Origin of the sequence: Hamadaea sp. (genome assembly GCF_013362815.1) — a bacterium.
Lineage (GTDB): Bacteria > Actinomycetota > Actinomycetes > Mycobacteriales > Micromonosporaceae > Hamadaea.
On the sequence record NZ_JABFVK010000023.1, the window covers coordinates 69,718 to 86,422 of the forward strand.

The window sequence follows — 16,705 nt, forward strand, 5'->3', positions numbered from 1 at the left end:
ATCAAAGCGTACGCCGACACGCCAGACGTCGAGCGGTGCGACTGTTGACGATCGAACAGCCGACCGGTAGATCTGACGTGTGACCGAGGCACCGATGAGTATCGAGGCGTTGCGGGTCGCGATCTCGGCCGAGACCGTCGACACGGTGCTTCTCGCATTGACCGACATGCAGGGACGACTCCAAGGCAAGCGGCTCTACGCGCCGTTCTTCCTCGATGAAGTGCTCGCCCACGGCAGCGAGGCCTGCAATTATCTGCTCGCCGTCGACGTCGAGATGAACACCGTCTCCGGGTACGCCATCTCCGGCTGGGAGCAGGGCTACGGCGACTTCGCGATGGTCCCCGACCTCAAGACGCTGCGGCGGGTGCCGTGGCAGCCGGGCACCGCGCTCGTCCTCGCCGACCTCGCCTGGCTCGACGGGAAGCCGGTCGCCGAGTCGCCCCGGCAGATCCTGCGCCGCCAGCTCGACCTGCTGGAGGCCGAGCACGGCCTGGTCGCGTACGTGGGAACCGAGTTGGAGTTCGTCGTCCACAAGGAGTCCTATGAGGATGCCCAACGGCAGCATTACCAGGCGTTGACCCCGGCCAACGGCTACAACGTGGATTATTCCGTGCTCGGCACCGCCCGGGTGGAGCCGCTGTTGCGCCGCATCCGGCAGGAGATGGCCGGCGCCGGGCTCTACCCGGAGAGCGCGAAGGGGGAGTGCAATCTCGGGCAGCACGAGATCGCCTTCCGCTACGACCGGGCACTCACTACTGCGGACAACCATGCCGTCTACAAGAACGGCGCGAAGGAGATCGCAGCGCAAGAGGGCTGCTCGATCACCTTCATGGCCAAGCCGAACGCGCGCGAGGGCAATTCCTGTCACGTGCACTTCTCTCTGCGTACAAGTCGGGGAGAGCCGGTGATGAGCGGTGCGGACGGCGCGTTGTCGCAGCTGGGGGCCCACGTTCTCGCGGGCATGCTGGCCGCCACCCGCGACCTGTCGCTGTTCTTGGCCCCGAACATCAACTCCTACAAGCGATTCCAGCCCGGCTCGTTCGCGCCGACCGCGTTGCGCTGGGGCCGCGACAACCGCACCTGCGCGTTGCGGCTGGTGGGCCACGGTCCGTCGCTGCGCGTCGAGCACCGCGTGCCGGGCGCGGACGTGAATCCCTATCTCGCGATCGCCGCGCTGGTGGCGGCCGCGCGGCACGGACTGTCCGGCAAGCTTGAGCTCGAGCCCGAATTCAGCGCCAACGCGTACGCGGACAGCAGCGCGCCTCGTGTCCCCGCTACCCTGCGTGAGGCGCTGTCGGCGTGGCGGGAGTCGGCGATGGTGCCCGAGTTCTTCGGTTCGGCGGTGGCCGACCACTACGCCCGCGCGGCCGAGGTCGAGATCGAGGCGTTCGACGCGGCCGTGACCGACTGGGAGCTGCGACGGGGGTACGAGCGACTGTGAAGATCCTGAATCCGGCGACCGGGTTGCCGGTGGCCGAGGTGACGCCGACGCCGATCGAGGGCGTGGACGACGCCGTGGCCGCCGCCCGTGCGGTGTTCCCGGCGTGGGCGGCGGTGTCGCCGGGTGACCGGGCGAAACTCCTGCGCCGGTTCGCGACCGTGGTCGATGAGCACCGAGCCGAGCTGGCCGAACTGAGCGTGGCCGAGGCCGGGCACCCGATCTCGCTGGCCCGCTGGGAGGCCGAGCACGTCCGGGACGTGCTGAACTACTTCGCGGGCGCGCCGGAGCGGCTGCTCGGGGCGCAGATCCCGGTGGCCGGCGGGCTGACGGTGACCTTCCACGAGCCGCTCGGCGTCGTCGGAGTCATCGTCCCGTGGAACTACCCGATGCCGATCGCCGCGTGGAGTTTCGCGCCCGCGCTCGCAGCGGGCAACACGGTGCTGCTCAAACCGGCCGAAGCCACCCCGCTCACCGCGCTGCGCCTCGCTGACCTGGCCGTACGCGCGGGGCTGCCGGAAGGCGTCCTCACGGTGGTGCCCGGCGAGGGACCGGTCGCCGGCGCGCGCCTGGTCGAGCATCCGGACGTCGCGAAGATCAGCTTCACCGGGTCGACCGCGGTCGGCAAGCAGATCATGGCGACCTGTGCGCATCAGGTGAAACGGGTGACCCTGGAGCTGGGCGGCAAGTCGGCCAACATCGTGTTCGCCGACGCCGACCTCGAACGAGCCGCCGCGACCGCGCCCGAATCGGTCTTCGACAACTCCGGGCAGGACTGCTGCGCCCGTTCGCGGTTGCTGGTCCAGCAGGAGGTCTACGACGAATTCCTCGCGTTGCTGGAACCCGCCGTCGCCGGTTGGCGAGTCGGCGACCCGAATCGCGAGGACACCCAGATGGGCCCGCTGATCTCGGCCGCGCACCGAGCCCGCGTGTCTTCCTATGTGGAGGATGCCGAGGTGCTGTTCCGGGGTTCCGCGCCCGACGGCGACGGATTTTGGTACGCCCCCACGGTGCTCGCGGCCGGGTGCCCCGGCGCGCGCGTCTGGCGGGAGGAGATCTTCGGGCCGGTGCTGAGCGTCCTGCCGTTCGCCGACGAGGCCGACGCGATCCGGCTCGCCAACGACACCGACTACGGGCTCTCCGGTTCGATCTGGACCCGGGACCTCGGCCGGGCGCTGCGGGTGTCACGCGGGGTGCAGACGGGCAACCTGAGTGTGAACTCGCACTCCAGCGTGCGGTACTGGACTCCGTTCGGCGGGATGAAGCAGTCCGGGCTCGGCCGGGAACTCGGCCCCGACGCGCCGCTCGCCTTCACGGAGACCAAGACCGTCTTCCTCGCCGTCGATCCGTTGATCATGAACTAAAGGTCCTGGTCGACGGTGTGTCGCGCCCCCAAAGTTCATGATCAACGACCGGATGGAGTGTGTGTGAACAGATTCGAAGGCCGCGTGGCGGTCGTCACCGGCGCGGCCAGCGGCATCGGCCTGGCCACTTCCCGTCGCCTGGCGGCCGAGGGAGCCACCGTCGTCACCGTCGACCTCACCGACACGGCCGAGCTCGCCGCCGAGATCGGCGGGAACGCGGTCGTGGCCGACATCGCCGACGAGGCGGCCGTCGAAGCCCTGTACGCCGGGGTCAAGGAGCGGCACGGTCGGGTCGACGTCGCCTTCCACAATGCCGGGATCTCCCCGCCGGATGACGACTCGATTCTCGACACCGGCCTGGCCGCGTGGGAACGCGTACTGCGGGTGAACACGACTAGCGTCTATCTGGGCTGCAAGTACGTGTTGCCGATCATGCTGGAGCAGGGCAAGGGATCGATCGTCAACACGGCCAGCTTCGTGGCGCTGATGGGCGCGGCGACCAGCCAGATCGCGTACACCGCGAGCAAGGGCGGTGTCCTCGCGATGACGAGGGAGCTGGGCGTACAGTTCGCCCGGCAGGGCATCCGAGTGAACGCCCTGTGTCCCGGGCCGGTGGCGACCCCACTTCTCCTGGAGCTGTTCGCCAAGGATCCCGAACGGGCCGCTCGGCGCTTGGTGCACGTCCCGATGGGAAGATTCGCTCAGCCGGAGGAGATCGCGGCGGCGGTGGCCTTCCTCGCCGGCGACGACGCATCCTTCATCACCGCTTCGCAGTTCATCGTAGATGGAGGGATCACCGGGGCGTACGTGACGCCGCTGTGAGAGACAGATGAGCAGACCACTGATCGGATTGACCACATACGTCGCCACGGCGGCCTGGACCTACTTCGAGACCGAGGCGGCGCTGCTGCACATGGCGTACGTCGACTCGGTCCGCGACGCGGGTGGCCGGCCCATCCTGCTGCCCCCGGACGACGTCGACGACGGCGTACTCGACCAGCTCGACGCGCTTGTGCTCACCGGCGGCAGCGATGTCGGCGCGGAGCACTACGGCGCCGTGCCGCACGAGCAGACCCGCAGCAATCCGGTACGCGACGCCGGAGAACTCCTGCTGACCCGGGGCGCCTTCGCCCGTGACCTGCCGATCCTGGGAGTCTGCCGGGGTCTGCAGCTCATGGCGGTCGCCACGGGCGGCATGCTCCATCAGCATCTGCCCGACGTCGTGGGATCGACCCGGCACTGCGTGTCGCCGCTGATCCAGCAGGAATTCTGCTGGCACGACGTCAAGTTCGAGCCCGGTTCGCTGACCGCCGAGGTGCTGGGACACGATCTGCTGTCGGTGCCGTCGCTGCACCACCAGGCGATCGACGATCCCGGGACGCTGACTCCCGTGGGCTGGTGCCCGGACGACGGCGTGATCGAGGCGGCCGAGGATCGCAGCCGCCGGTTCGCCCTCGGTGTCCAATGGCATCCCGAGGCGACTGACGATCGTCGGCTGTTCGAGGCGTTGGTCTCCGCGGTACGCGATCGCCGGGCCACTCACCTGGTCTGATTCGTTGCCACCTGTTCACCAGATGATCGGCAGGCGACGGATGCCGCCTGCCGACTTCTCGGTCTCGAACTCGATCTCCTCGACCGGACCAGCCAGCCGCGCGTCCGGAAGACGCCGCAGGAACTCCCGGACCGCGGCTCGCAGTTCCAGCCGCGCCAGCGCCGCGCCGAGGCAGAACCGGGGGCCGTAGCCGAAGGCGATGTGGGCGTTGGGCGTACGGTCGGCGAGGAACGTGGCCGCCTCCGGGAACACCTGCTCGTCGCGGTTGGCGGACTGGATGGCGAAGACGATCAAGTCCCCGGCCTGGACGTGCGATCCGGCGTACGCGAAGTCGCGTTGTGCGTACCGGGGGACCCAGCCGCCGCCCGGGACGATCATCCGCAGCATCTCCTCGATCGCGGCGGGAATCTGTTCCGGGGCCTCCCGTAGGCGCTTGGCTTGTCCGGGGTGGACGAGGAGGAACAGCAGCATGTGGGCGAGCCGGGTGGCGACGGTCTCGTATCCGCCGAGGAAGAGGAAGGTGCCGGCCTGGCTGGCCTGGTCCGGCGTCAGCCGCCCGTCGCCGTCGTGGTGACGCCGCAGGTGCGCCATGATTCCGACGGCATCGTCCGCGGTCTGCTCGACGAGCTCGCGAAACAGCTGCCGGACCTGCTGGTACGCCTCGACGGCGCGGCCGCGGTCGCCTTGGCGGCGGATCTCGTCGCCGAGCGCGAGTAGGACTGGCTGGTACGCCTCCGGCACGCCGAGCAGGTCGAAGATCACCTCGACTGCGAACGGCCGGATGAGGCGTACGCACAGATCAGCGGGCGGACCGTCGGCCACGATCTCGTCGAGGAGCCGGTCGAGGACTCGGTCGATGCGATGCTGGTAACCGGCGGACAGCGCCGGCATGCTCAACGGGCGGCTGACCGCTCGACGCCAGCGCGCATGGTCGTCCGATTCGGCCGCCCCGCCTGGTTCCGGCTCGAACAGGGCGGAGTCCCACAGGCGGGCCGCCGAGGACGGGTCGGGATGTCCCCGCCCGACGACGTCGTCCCGAGCGAGCGCCTTGACGTCGGCGTACCGGCAGACGAGCCAGGCGCTGTCGCCGGTGGCGGTCCGGACGGCGGGCAGGCCATCGGTTGCCCGCAGCCGGGTCAGTTCGTCCGGCTCGCCGAAGAGCGTCTCGGCCGGGAAGGGCACGGCCGGGCCCAGCAGCTCAGGCGTCGATTCGGCCTCGAGATGCGACATGGTGGCCCCGCTCGGGTGATCGATGGAGGTGTCCTGGTAGGACCGCCTTCCACGATATCCCGGCGACCCGCCAACTATTGACGGACATCACAATGCTCGACTGTGTGGCCGTCCTACTCCGCCCGCCCGTCCGTCGCCCGTAGGACTTATGTACGCCGTCATGTCACCCCACGCACTGGGAGAATCGATTCGTGGTGGCCAACGAGGGCCGGGCTTCAGCGGCGGACGCCGGTCGTCGGCTCGCCGAGCGTCTGCGGGCCGACGGTGTCGACATGGTCGCGCTGTCGTGGGTGGACAACGCCGGAGTCACCCGAGCCAAGACCGTTCCGGTTCAGCGGTTGCCTCAGGCGGCCGCTTGGGGCGTCGGCTTCGCCGCCGTCCGCGACTACTACGGCGTGGACGACACCGTCGCCGAGGACCGGCGAGCCGAGGCGCCGGTCGGCGACGTGCGTCTCCATCCCGACCTGGCGACGGTCACGCCGTTCGCGGCTCGGTCCGGCTGGGCGTGGGCGGCGGTCGACCGGTTCACCCAAGAGGGCGAGCCCTTCGCAGGCGACCAGCGTCTGTTCGCCCGGCGCATGGTACGGCGAGCGGCCGAGCAAGGGCTGACCCTGCAGATGGCCTTCGAACTGGAGTGGTTCGTGGCCGGACCGGACGGCCGCCCGGCCGGGCCTGGTTCGGCGTACGCCATGGCACGGGTGCTCGAACTCGCCGACTACGCACGTGAACTGGTCGTATGCCTTGAGGCGCAAGGCGTACCGGTCGAGCAGTTCCATCCCGAGTCGGCCAGTGGCCAGCTGGAGTTGGCTGTGGGGCATACCGACCCGATCGCCGCGGCCGACCGGATTCTCCTCGTCCGGGACACCGTCCGGGCCGTCTCGCAGCGCCATGGGCTGTCGGTCTCGTTCGCCCCGGTGCACACGGTCGGGCAGGCCGGCAACGGGCTGCATCTGCACGTCTCGGTCTGGAATGGCGAGACGAATCTGTTCGCCGGTGGGAGCGGACCCCATGGCGTGACGCCGGCCGGTGAGTCCATCCTCGCCGGGTTGCTCGCCTGTCTCCCAGCCTTGAGCGCGCTGACCGCGCCGGGGGTGCTCAGCCGGCTCCGGCTCGTGCCCCGGCGCTGGGCGGGTGCCCGGCATTGCTGGGGACGGGAGAACCGGGAAGCGGGCCTCCGGCTGATCACCGGCGCGACCGGAGAGCAGCGGGACGCCGCCAACATCGAGCTCAAGCCGTGTGATTCGGCGGCCAATCCCTACCTCGTGGTCGGTGCGGTGACCGCGCTGGCCGCGGCGTACGCCGAACGGGGGCTGCGGCTGCCCCCCGAGGTCACCCGCGATCCCGAGACCATGCCCGAAGAGCTTCGCCCCCCGTTGCTGCCCGGCACCGTCTCAGCAGCGGTGGATCACCTGCTGGACTGCGCCGAACTCGTCGAGGCGATGGGACCCGCGCTGCTGGGAGCCTTCGTCTCGGTCCGGCGCGCCGAGGCCGCCCGGTTCGCCGACCTGCCGGTCGAGGAGATCCTCGACCGGGTCCGGTGGACCTACTGATTCGCGGCTGCGGCTTGGTGACAAGCGTTCAGCGGCCGACTGCGGCGCTGGTGAAGGCGTCCACGACCGCCGCCATCGTCTCGGGGTGGAACCGGAGGAAGAGGTTGGGCTCGATGAGCTCCAACTCCATGACCACCGGATCGCGGCCGTCGACGCTCACCAGGTCGACTCGGGCGTACAGCAGATCTTCCGCCTGCGGTGCGACCGCGAGTGCCTGCTGCGCGACCGACAACTCGTCTTCCGACGGGGTCCACGGGCGGACGTTGGGGTGGGCCACCTTCTTCTCGTCGAACCGAGTGCCCTCCGTCAGGACCGCGTTCTTCCTGATCGCATGCAGGAACTTCCCCCGGAGGAAGACCAGTGCCCGTTCCCCGTGCTCGTCGATGTGCTGGTTGTACGGCTGGATCATCGCGACAGTGCCGTTGTCGTGGAGGTACGCGATGTGCTCCAGCGCCTGCTCGCGTTCGCTCGCGGTATAGCGGGCGGCGTACCGGGCGCCACCGCTGACCGTCGGCTTGACGACAAACTGGGCGTACTCCGGCAGAGTGATGGCCTCACCGGGAGCGACATACGTCGTCGGCATCACCGGTACGCCGTGCGCGCTCAACGCGTGGACGTAGTGCTTGTCCGCGTTCCAATGCACCACCGACGGCGGATTGAGCAGCTGAGTCTGCGCGGCACAGTGATCGACGAAGGCCAGATACTTGGCCGGGTCCCAGGAATAGTCCCAGGTGGACCGGAGAATGGCCAGGTCGAACTGCGACCAGTCGACCTCGGGGTCGTTCCAGATCGGATCCGACGCGTCCACGCCGGCGTCTCGCAATGCCTGCAGGATAAGCGGCATGTCGTAGTCCACGTTGACGTTCGGGTGTGCCCGCGCGGTCACCAAAGCGATCTTCGGTTTGGTCTGCACCATGGTGCCCATTGTCCTTCCGGGGGAATCGGGTGAAGAGCGGTGGCCCGCGACCTACTTCAACGCACCTGGAGGCGGGGGGAAACGAGGGGTCGGCTGCAACCGTACTCAGTGCTCGGCGCGTCCGGTACGCCTGGCCAACGTTTCGGCACGCAGTCGCCGAGCCTCCATCACCCGTCCTGCCACCAGGAGAATGTCGGCGAGGCAGTCGGCGCAATGCAGCGTCTCCGGATGATTCGCGCCGAGTTCCCGTTGATAGATCGCGAATGTTTCACCCGCAAGGCGGAGGGCTCGTTCGACGTCCCCGACCGATTGCAGCGTCTCGGCCAGGTTCCGGCCGGCCCGGAGGGTCTCCGGATGGCTGGCGCCGAGGACGCGCGTGTACCGCTGATAGGTGTCCTCCTGCAGCTCTTTGGCGTCCTCGTTCAAGCCGAGCAGGTGGAGGGTCTCGGCCAGGCTCGTAGCGGATTCCAGGGTGTTGGGATGGTTGATGCCGAGGACCCGGCGGCGGCGTTCGAGCGTTTCCGCCTGGAGTTCCCGAGCCCGGTCGAGATCACCTAGCGAGCGCAGATCGGCGGCGAGATAGTTCACCGATCGCAAGGTGTCCGGATGATCGTCGCCCAGCACTCGCCGGTATCTCTCCAATGTGTCCTCATGGAGGCGGCGCGCCTGCTCGTACTCGTCCAGTGCGTGCAGATCTTCGGCGAGGTGATTGGCCGAGTGCAGAGTGTGCGGATGGTCCTCGCCGAGAGTCGCCCGATATCGCTCGTACGCCTCTCGCTGAAGATTCCTGGCCTCTTCATAGCGACCGAGAAGATGCAAGTCGATCGCCATGCCATGGGCGATGCGCAAGGTCAGGGAATGATCGGTGCCGAGGACGCGGCGGCACCGCTCCAAGGCGTCCGTGTAGATCGCCAGCGCTTGGTCGTAATGGCCCTGCTCGCGCAAGGCCCGCGCGAGACTGCGGGTCACCAGCAGCACGTGGTACGCGTCCGGCCCCGATTCCGCCCGCCAGCTTTCGCGCAGATCCTCGGCGAGGCGGGCGCTGGCGTCGACGTCGCCCCGTTCGATGAGGTACCACGAGGCGTCGCAGGCCAGCGTCCGGAGCCCCGGATCGGCCGACGAACCCGGGTCCACCGCGATCAGATGCGGGACCATGCGTGACCATTTCGGCCAGGTGGCCGGGTCTTCGGGGTCGCCGGGCGTGTTGCCGACGAGGATCGCCCGGGCCCGTTCGCGCATCGCCTCGCTCTCGGCCGAGCTCAACCGGGACCTGAGGATGGCCTGCGTCAGCCGGTGCAGCCGGACGCCGCCCCCGGCGACGGTGGCCAGTCCGTAACGGCCGATCCACAGGATGCCGCGACGGGCTTCGCCCGCTGCCGGGACGGAGAGATCACGGGTGAGCCATTCGGTGGGGATCGTCTCCGCCGCAAGGAAGGCGCACAGCTGGAACATCGCCAGTCCTGGCGGCGAGATCTCGGCCAGCCGCGCGGTGCTGAGGTCGATGACTGCGACGAGCGACTGGGGATAGCCGTGTGGCCCGCCTTCGTTCAGCACCTCCGGGGCCTGGGTGGCGAGCAACTCGAGATACTTCTCCACCGAAGTCGCCGTCTCGGCGAGGAAACTGCCGGCCTGGACCAGGGCGAGCGGCAGATCGCCCAGCGCCTCCGCCAGCTGAGCGGCCTCCGCCTCGGTCAGCCCGGCGTGACACGTACGCAGCAGCCGCACCGACTCGGCGCGGTCCATGACGTCGATGTCGATGACGGCCGCGATGGTCTCCCAGCCGCCCCGCCGGGAGGTGATCAGCACGTGCCCGCCCCCGCCCGGCAGCCAATGGCGCAGGTCGTACGCGTTCTCGGCGTTGTCGAAGATCAGGAGCCACCGGTCGTGGCGGCGCAGGTGCTCCAGGACGATGGCGGCGGCGGTGGCCGTGTCGGCGGACACGTCGGCCAGGCGCAGGCGTACGCTCAGCGCCGCCAGCTGCTCGCCGATGAGGTCCGGATCTTCGGCGTTGACCCACCACACGAGGTCGTATTCGTCGGCGTACCGGTGGGCGTATTCGATGGCGATCTGGGTCTTGCCGACCCCGCCCAGCCCCCGCAATGCCTGCACCACCGCGGGCTGACCGCTGTGCAGCCGCTGATGCAACTCGGCCAGGAGCTCCTCCCGGCCGGTGAACTCGGGGTTCCGCGGCTCCATCCGCCACACCGACAGCTGACCGGCGGTGACGCCGAGCTTCGTCCGGTCGGGGCGATTGTCGTCGGCGGTCTGCCCGGCGCGCCACATCTCGAAGACCACCCAGACGACGACCAGTACGCCGAGGCCGATGCCGAGCGGCCAGCTCCAGCCGGAGGTGATCAGATTGGTCAGCAGTCCGGCCGCGAAGGCGAGCAGAGTGGAGACCGCCGCGAAGGTTCCGATCCGACGCACGAGTGCCCCATGTGAATAGTCCGACAACGATATTGCGAAGCTATCCCGATAGAAGCTCGTCCACATCCCTCTGTGGAATGGGTGGTGCTGACCGGACGGGCGGGCCCGATGGGGAAGATCGGTCCTTCCAATATGTGGATCATGCGTCTCAAGGGGTGCGACGGCGTGGCAGGCTGACCTCATGGGCCAGGTCTATCCGCACATCGACGACCGCATCCGCGACTTCCTGCTGGCACAGCCGGTGTTCTTCGTCGCGACCGCACCGGCCGACCCGGCGGGCCACGTCAACCTTTCCCCGAAGGGGATGAGCGGCAGCTTCGCCGTGCTCGGACCGCTCCGTTGTGCGTATCTGGAATATGGCGGAAGCGGAAACGAGACGGTCTCGCACCTGCGCGACGACCCGCAGCATGGCGGAGGCCGCATTACCTTGATGTTCTGCGCGTTCAGCGGGCCGCCGAAGATCTACCGGCTGTACGGCCGCGGTCAGGTGCTGTTGCCGCAGGACCCGGGCTTCGCGGAGCTGCTGGCGAACTTCCCGGAGCCGGCGCCGGGCCTGCGCAACATCAACGTGGTCGACGTCACGCGGGTGAGCGATTCGTGTGGGTACGCGGTGCCGCTGATGGAGTACCGGGAAGATCGGGACCTGCTGAGCCGATACTGGGATCGGCGCGGGCCCGAGGAGCAGGCCGAATACCGGGCGCGCAAGAACGCCACCAGCATCGATGGGGTGCCGGTCCGCTGGTAGGGTCGAGATCATGACGGTACGCGCTCCGCTGAAGCCCGGGAAGCTCTCGCCGATGCGGCCGGTGCCCGCGAGCATCCCGCGCCCGGAGTATGTCGGCCGCAAGGAGCCGAAGCGGCTCGGCACCGAGGTTCAGGACGCCGAGACCATCGAGAAGATGCGCATCGCGGGACGGCTCGCGGCGCAGGCGACCGTCCTGGCCGGTGAGCACTGCAAGCCGGGCGTGACCACCGACGAGATCGACCGGGTGGTCCACGAGTTCCTCTGCGATCACGGCGCCTACCCGTCCACGCTCGGCTACCGGGGCTACCCGAAGAGCTGCTGCACCAGCCTCAACGAGGTCATCTGCCACGGCATCCCCGACACCACGGTCATCGAAGACGGCGACATCATCAACGTCGACGTCACCGCCTTCATCCACGGGGTCCACGGCGACACCGACGCCACGTTCTGCGTCGGCGAGGTCTCCGAGGAGCACCGCCTGCTGGTCGAGCGCACGCACGAGGCGACCATGCGGGCCATCAAGACCGTGGCGCCCGGCCGGCAGATCAACGTGATCGGCCGGGTCATCGAGTCGTACGCGAAAAGGTTCGGCTACGGAGTGGTGCGCCATTTCGGTGGCCACGGCATCGGCCGCGCATTCCACAGTGGACTCTTTGTGCCGCATTTCGATTCGCCGAGTGCGACCGACGAGATGGTGCCGGGCATGACCTTCACCATCGAGCCGATGATCACCCTCGGGACGACCGACTTCGACATGTGGCCCGACGGCTGGACCGCGACGACGAAGGACCGGCGCTGGACCGCCCAGTTCGAGCACACCATCCTCGTCACCGAGGACGGTCACGAGATCCTGACCCTGCCGTGACGTCCTCTTCCAGCGGCTCCGCATTTCCGGGCGACTCCGACGAGGCTCCGGCGGCGCTCATCGAGCACCATCACGCGGATGTCACCGGCGGCTGGCTGCGCGCGGCCGTCTTCGGCGCGATGGACGGCCTCGTCACCAACATCGGCCTCATCGCCGGCGTCGGCGGCGGCGGGCTCTCCCGGGACGCGATCATCCTCACCGGCATGGCGGGCCTGGTCGCCGGGGCGATCTCGATGGCGTTGGGGGAGTACACCAGCGTCACGACGGCCAACGACCAGCTGGAGGCCGAACTCGCCAAGGAGCGGCGGGAACTCGAACGCAACCCGCACGCCGAGGCCGAAGAGCTCGCGCTGAATTGGATGGACCGCGGCCTGCCCGAGGACCTGGCGCGGCAGGTGGCGCACTTCCTGAAAGACAACCCCGAGGAAGCCCTGCGGGTGCACGCCCAGGAGGAACTCGGCGTCGTCCCCGATGCTCAGCCGAGCCCGTGGACCGCCGCGATCAGCTCGTTCCTCTGCTTCTCCGTCGGCGCGCTGATCCCGCTGCTCTCGTACCTGTTCGGCAGCGACTCGCTATGGCTGGCCCTGGCCGTCGGCGGCGTCGGCCTGTTCGTGGCGGGCGCGCTGACCTCCCGGTTCACCCACCGGAGCTGGTGGACTTCCGGGGCGCGGCAACTTCTGCTGGGGCTGCTGGCCGCCGGGGCGACGTACGCGATCGGCAAGCTGATCGACGGCTCCACCACCGCCCTCTGATCGACGGCTTTCCGCGCGATCATGAACTATCGGGCGTGATCAACCGGCGTGTCGTGTCCGGAGCGCCCTGATCGATCCCCCACCGCCCTGATCGATAACTGGACTAGTCGCGTGGAATCAGCTTGAAGATGCGCAGTCGCCGCCCCGAGCGCTCGGCGTACGCCGAATATGCGGGCCAGGTGAGCAGCAGCAACTGCCAAAGGCGCTCTCGTTCGGGCCCTTCGGCCAGCTCTGCGCGTACCGGGATCTCCCGGCCCTTGAGTAGGACGCTCGCCTCCGGGTTGGCCAGGAGATTGCCCGACCAGGCGGGATGATTCGGCTGACCCCAGTTGGAGCCGATGACGACATAGCCGTCGCCGTCCGGCACGTAGATGAGCGGCTGCCGCCGAAGCTCGCCGGACTTACGGCCGGTCGTGGTGAGCACGAGCGACGGCAGTACGCCGAGCGCGATGACCTTGCCCTTGGTCAGGCGGGCGACCCGGATGTCCAGGGGCGGCAGGATCACCCGCATCGACCGGGCGAACCACCGATGACGGCCGAGGCGCTGCGCGAGCTTGACGAGCATCGCGACAGTATGCCGGGCGCTACCGGCTGGTAGTCAACAGCTCCACGAGGCGGCTGCGGTAAGTCGTGTCCCCTTCGTTGGTGAGCATGTGCACCTCACCGGCCGGGCGGAAGATCACGTTGCCGGATTCCTCGGAGACCCGCCGGGGCTCGCCGCCGTCGATCGGGTCGATCCGGTTGCGAGCGCCCTCCAAGGCCATGACGAGGTACGGGTTCTCGTGCCGGTGCCACGTCTGCGACTCGCCGGGGGCCAGGGTGATCTCCCAGACCCGGACGTGCTCGTTCTCGAAGACGACCTGCTGGCCGACCGGCCCGAGCTGGATTTCGCGGACGTCGGTCACGATGCGCTCCTTGCGGGGGTGGGTGCTTTGAGCAGGCTGTGCAGTTGTGCGCTGGCCTCGGCGACCTCAGTGAGGTGCGCGCTCGGGCCGAGCTCACGCGGGCGGGGGATCTTCACCTCGACGACGTCGCGTACGCGGCCGGGCCGGGAACTGAGCACGACGACTCGGTCGGCGAGCAGCACGGCCTCCTCGATCGAGTGGGTCACCAGCACGATCGTGGTCTTCCGGGTCATGTGCACCCGCTGCAGTTCCTCGCCGAGTTCGATGCGGGTCAGCGAGTCGAGTGCCGAGAAGGGCTCGTCCATGAGCAGTACGCGGGGCTCGGTGACGAGGGCCCGGCACAATGCCACCCGCTGCTGCATTCCACCGGACAGCTCGTGCGGCAGCCGGCTCTCGAAGCCGCTGAGCCCGGCCAGCTCCAGCAGATCCCGGGCGCGCTTGCGTCCCTCGTCGGTACGCTGCTTGCTGATCTCCAGCGGCAGCATGACGTTGTGCAGCACGTTGCGCCAGGGCAGCAGGGCCGGGCGCTGGAACATCATGGCGACGTCGGCCCGGGGTTCGGTGACGCCGTCGCCGTCTACGGCCACCGTGCCGGCGGACGGCCGCAGAAGTCCGGCGATCAGGCGCAGCAAAGTGGACTTTCCGCAGCCAGAGCGGCCGATGACGGCCACGCACTCTCCATCATGGACGGTGAGATTGACGTCAGCGAGCGCCTCGACGACGCCTTTGCCGCTACGGAATGTCTGCGACACTCCTTCTACTGTGATCACGGCGTACGCCTTCCGGTCGAGGCTGGACGGACCCGCAGAGTTTAGCGCTCCCACCGTTTCTGGGATTATTCGTGGCCGTTCCGAGACGTGGGCAGAGCTGTCCACCGAGGATGGTGAGTTCTAGGCTGTGCGGTTGGACGGGATCTATCAAGATCCGAAAGCACCGGAAGGAACCCCCTCATGACGACGCTGACTCGACGATCCGCGCTGGTGGCAGCGCTCGGCGCGGGTATCGCCGCGGCGACTGCCGCCTGCTCGGACTCTTCCTCCGACGATCCAGCTCCTCAGTCCTCCGGCACCGGAAGCACCGACAAAGTTAACTACGTAACATCGTTCGGGACGTTCGGCCGCGAAGCGTACGCGTACGTGGCCAAGAAGAAGGGCTTCTTCACGGAAGCCGGACTGGACGTCTCGATCAAACCCGGCAACGGAAGCGGCGACAACATCAAGCTTCTGGCCGGTGGCCAGGCCGACTTCGTCGTCGTGGACTTCGCCGCGCTCGCGATCGCGGTCGGCAAGGGCCAGGCGTCCGGCCTGGTCGGCATCTCCGCCGTCCTCCAGCGTTCGCTCGCGGGTGTCATGTCGCTCGACGGCTATGGCATCAGCGCCCCGAAGGACCTCGAGGGCAAGAAGATCGGCGACCCCTCCGGCTCGATCATCGGCACCCTGTTCCCGACGTACGCCAAGCTCGCCGGGATCGACGCGAGCAAGGTCCAGTTCGTGAACCTGCCCGCGCCGAACCTGCCCGCCGCGCTCGCCAGCAAGAGCGTCGACGCGATCGGGCAGTTCATCGTGGGTAAGCCGACCATCGAGGCGGCGTCGGGCGGTAAGACGGCGGTTTCGCTGTCCTACAGCGACTTCCTGACCGACCTGTACGGCAACACGGTCCTCGCGACCGAGAAGATGACCAAGGAGAAGCCCGACCTCGTCAAGCGCTTCAACAGCGGGCTGATGAAGGGCCTCAAGTACGCGATCGACAACCCGGACGAGGCCGGCCAGATCCTGGCGGGCGAGGTGCCGACGGCGAAGGCGGCCGTGGCCGCGGCGGAGCTGAAGATCATGGCGTCCTTCGTCCGGGGCTCGTCCTCGGTCATCGGCGCTCTGGAGCAGGACCGTGTCGCCCGCGCGCTCGCGATCCTCTCCGGCTCGGGCACCATCCCCACCGCGCTCAAGCCCGAGCAGATCGTCTCCTTCGACATGACGCCGAAGGCCTGATCAGCCAGAAAGCCGCGCCGGGCGGGCATGGCCCGGCGCTGAAGCAAACGGGGTCTCCGGCCGCCGATCGGGCGCGCCGGAGACCCCGCATGATGGCAAGGAGAGCCCATGACGAGGATCCGCTCGCTGGCCGTGGTCGTCTATCCCCTGCTCGGATCGGCGTTGCTCGTACTCGCGTGGTGGGCCGGCGTACGGGTGTTCCGTCCGCAGGTGATCGTGCTTCCCCCACCCGGTGGCGTCCTGCGGGCGTACAACGAGAAAGCTGAATATCTCTGGCAGATGGCCTGGGTCAGCACCTGGGAGATTCTGCTCGGCTTCGCCATCGCCACGATCGGTGGCATGGTGATCGGCCTGCTGCTGTTCACCTCCCGCACGGTGGACAAGACGTTCTCGCCGCTGCTCGTCGGGGTGAACGCGGTACCGAAAATCGCCCTAGCCCCGGTGATGATGGTCTGGCTCGGGCTGACCTACCAGGCCCGCCTGGCCATGGTCGTCCTGCTGTGCTTCTTCCCGATCGTTCTCGGCATGACCGCCGGCCTGCGCAGCACACCGGCCGAACTGGCCGAGCTCGCCCGGGCGATCCGGGCCTCCCGCTGGCAGACCTTCGTGAAGATCCGGTTGCCGGGGGCCCTGCCTCAGCTGTTCACCGGTCTGAAGGTGGCCATGCCACTGGCCGCGGTCGGCTCGACGATCGGTGAGCTCATCGGCGGCGACAGCGGCCTGGGCTACGTCATCACCGCCGCCAGTGGGCAGACGGACATGGAGTTGATGTGGGCCGCGCTGATTCTGCTCGCGCTGCTGAGCGTCGCGCTCTATCTGCTCGTCGAGGCGATCGAATGGCTGCTGCTGCCGTGGGTACGCAGCGTCACCGCCTGAACCCGCCGCCGACCCAAACGATGGCGCTGGATCAGGGTTCGCGGTCGAATCATGGCGCATGATTCGACCCAGAATCCTGATCCAGCGCGTAAAGCGCTAG

The 16,705-nt window shown here is 68.4% G+C and carries 16 protein-coding genes; 10 read left to right on the forward strand and 6 right to left on the reverse strand.

Translation table 11 applies throughout. The features are described from left to right. The first annotated feature begins 94 nt into the window (after positions 1-94). The 4 genes from HOV77_RS13480 to HOV77_RS13495 all read left to right on the forward strand — a co-directional run bounded on the left by HOV77_RS13480 (position 95) and on the right by HOV77_RS13495 (position 4,354). Positions 95-1,441, forward strand: coding sequence for a glutamine synthetase family protein (locus HOV77_RS13480; protein ID WP_290861974.1), 1,347 nt, complete (start codon positions 95-97; stop codon positions 1,439-1,441). Between the two features lie 5 nt (positions 1,442-1,446). After that, entirely contained in the window at positions 1,447-2,802 is a 1,356-nt protein-coding gene (locus HOV77_RS13485; protein WP_363260189.1) for an aldehyde dehydrogenase family protein, read from the forward strand. 63 nt (positions 2,803-2,865) lie between these two features. Next, entirely contained in the window at positions 2,866-3,624 is a 759-nt protein-coding gene (locus HOV77_RS13490; protein WP_290861978.1) for a 3-oxoacyl-ACP reductase, read from the forward strand. 7 nt (positions 3,625-3,631) lie between these two features. Continuing rightward, the gene (locus HOV77_RS13495; protein ID WP_290861980.1) at positions 3,632-4,354 is read left to right on the forward strand and encodes a gamma-glutamyl-gamma-aminobutyrate hydrolase family protein; all 723 of its coding nucleotides are present in this window, start codon (positions 3,632-3,634) and stop codon (positions 4,352-4,354) included. A 15-nt stretch (positions 4,355-4,369) separates the two neighbouring features. Here the strand turns inward: HOV77_RS13495 and HOV77_RS13500 are convergent, their stop codons facing one another. After that, a complete protein-coding gene (locus HOV77_RS13500) occupies positions 4,370-5,584 on the reverse strand; it encodes a cytochrome P450 (protein ID WP_290861982.1) in 1,215 nt (404 codons plus the stop codon). Between the two features lie 191 nt (positions 5,585-5,775). Between HOV77_RS13500 and HOV77_RS13505 the strand changes: the two genes are divergently transcribed. Beyond that, positions 5,776-7,134: a glutamine synthetase family protein gene (locus HOV77_RS13505; protein WP_290861984.1), complete on the forward strand. Its 1,359-nt coding sequence runs from the start codon at positions 5,776-5,778 to the stop codon at positions 7,132-7,134. Between the two features lie 28 nt (positions 7,135-7,162). On the opposite strand, the gene HOV77_RS13510 is transcribed toward HOV77_RS13505, so the two are convergent. Together HOV77_RS13510 and fxsT are read right to left on the reverse strand one after the other, a co-directional pair. Beyond that, positions 7,163-8,050 (reverse strand): hypothetical protein, encoded by an 888-nt coding sequence (locus tag HOV77_RS13510; RefSeq protein ID WP_290861986.1) that lies wholly within the window; start codon positions 8,048-8,050, stop codon positions 7,163-7,165. 105 nt (positions 8,051-8,155) lie between these two features. After that, positions 8,156-10,477, reverse strand: coding sequence for an FxSxx-COOH system tetratricopeptide repeat protein (fxsT, locus tag HOV77_RS13515; RefSeq protein ID WP_290861988.1), 2,322 nt, complete (start codon positions 10,475-10,477; stop codon positions 8,156-8,158). A gap of 181 nt (positions 10,478-10,658) precedes the next feature. Here fxsT and HOV77_RS13520 point away from each other — a divergent pair, with 181 nt between their 5' ends. Genes HOV77_RS13520 through HOV77_RS13530 form a run of 3 tightly spaced genes read left to right on the forward strand, consistent with a single transcriptional unit; the run spans position 10,659 to position 12,839 of the window. Continuing rightward, positions 10,659-11,222: a pyridoxamine 5'-phosphate oxidase family protein gene (locus HOV77_RS13520; protein WP_290861990.1), complete on the forward strand. Its 564-nt coding sequence runs from the start codon at positions 10,659-10,661 to the stop codon at positions 11,220-11,222. A gap of 10 nt (positions 11,223-11,232) precedes the next feature. Next, positions 11,233-12,087 (forward strand): type I methionyl aminopeptidase, encoded by an 855-nt coding sequence (gene map, locus HOV77_RS13525; RefSeq protein WP_290861992.1) that lies wholly within the window; start codon positions 11,233-11,235, stop codon positions 12,085-12,087. Beyond that, positions 12,084-12,839: a VIT1/CCC1 transporter family protein gene (locus HOV77_RS13530; protein WP_290861993.1), complete on the forward strand. Its 756-nt coding sequence runs from the start codon at positions 12,084-12,086 to the stop codon at positions 12,837-12,839. Before map ends, HOV77_RS13530 begins: the two co-directional genes overlap by 4 nt. A gap of 103 nt (positions 12,840-12,942) precedes the next feature. Here HOV77_RS13530 and HOV77_RS13535 read toward each other — a convergent pair whose 3' ends face one another. From HOV77_RS13535 to HOV77_RS13545, 3 genes are read right to left on the reverse strand one after another with little or no spacing between them, the layout of a single operon-like run. Then, complete coding sequence (locus tag HOV77_RS13535) at positions 12,943-13,404, reverse strand: nitroreductase/quinone reductase family protein (RefSeq protein ID WP_290861995.1); 462 nt, start codon at positions 13,402-13,404, stop codon at positions 12,943-12,945. Between the two features lie 19 nt (positions 13,405-13,423). Beyond that, positions 13,424-13,744: a cupin domain-containing protein gene (locus HOV77_RS13540; protein WP_290861997.1), complete on the reverse strand. Its 321-nt coding sequence runs from the start codon at positions 13,742-13,744 to the stop codon at positions 13,424-13,426. Then, entirely contained in the window at positions 13,741-14,514 is a 774-nt protein-coding gene (locus HOV77_RS13545) for an ABC transporter ATP-binding protein (protein ID WP_290861999.1), read from the reverse strand. The genes HOV77_RS13540 and HOV77_RS13545 overlap by 4 nt, the downstream gene beginning before the upstream one ends. Before the next feature lie 180 nt (positions 14,515-14,694). Between HOV77_RS13545 and HOV77_RS13550 the strand changes: the two genes are divergently transcribed. Both HOV77_RS13550 and HOV77_RS13555 read left to right on the forward strand, forming a co-directional pair. Beyond that, complete coding sequence (locus tag HOV77_RS13550) at positions 14,695-15,729, forward strand: ABC transporter substrate-binding protein (protein ID WP_290862002.1); 1,035 nt, start codon at positions 14,695-14,697, stop codon at positions 15,727-15,729. 108 nt (positions 15,730-15,837) lie between these two features. Next, complete coding sequence (locus HOV77_RS13555) at positions 15,838-16,605, forward strand: ABC transporter permease (protein WP_290862003.1); 768 nt, start codon at positions 15,838-15,840, stop codon at positions 16,603-16,605. Positions 16,606-16,705: the final 100 nt, after the last annotated feature.

Excerpts from the sequence above, each read along its gene's own strand:
- HOV77_RS13480 (WP_290861974.1), top strand. The coding sequence starts at position 95 with ATGAGTATCGAGGCGTTGCGGGTCGCGATCTCGGCCGAGACCGTCGAC.
- HOV77_RS13495 (WP_290861980.1), top strand. The coding sequence starts at position 3,632 with ATGAGCAGACCACTGATCGGATTGACCACATACGTCGCCACGGCGGCC.
- HOV77_RS13500 (WP_290861982.1), bottom strand. The coding sequence starts at position 5,584 with ATGTCGCATCTCGAGGCCGAATCGACGCCTGAGCTGCTGGGCCCGGCC.
- HOV77_RS13510 (WP_290861986.1), bottom strand. The coding sequence starts at position 8,050 with ATGGTGCAGACCAAACCGAAGATCGCTTTGGTGACCGCGCGGGCACAC.
- HOV77_RS13520 (WP_290861990.1), top strand. The coding sequence starts at position 10,659 with ATGGGCCAGGTCTATCCGCACATCGACGACCGCATCCGCGACTTCCTG.
- map (WP_290861992.1), top strand. The coding sequence starts at position 11,233 with ATGACGGTACGCGCTCCGCTGAAGCCCGGGAAGCTCTCGCCGATGCGG.
- HOV77_RS13535 (WP_290861995.1), bottom strand. The coding sequence starts at position 13,404 with ATGCTCGTCAAGCTCGCGCAGCGCCTCGGCCGTCATCGGTGGTTCGCC.
- HOV77_RS13550 (WP_290862002.1), top strand. The coding sequence starts at position 14,695 with ATGACGACGCTGACTCGACGATCCGCGCTGGTGGCAGCGCTCGGCGCG.
- HOV77_RS13555 (WP_290862003.1), top strand. The coding sequence starts at position 15,838 with ATGACGAGGATCCGCTCGCTGGCCGTGGTCGTCTATCCCCTGCTCGGA.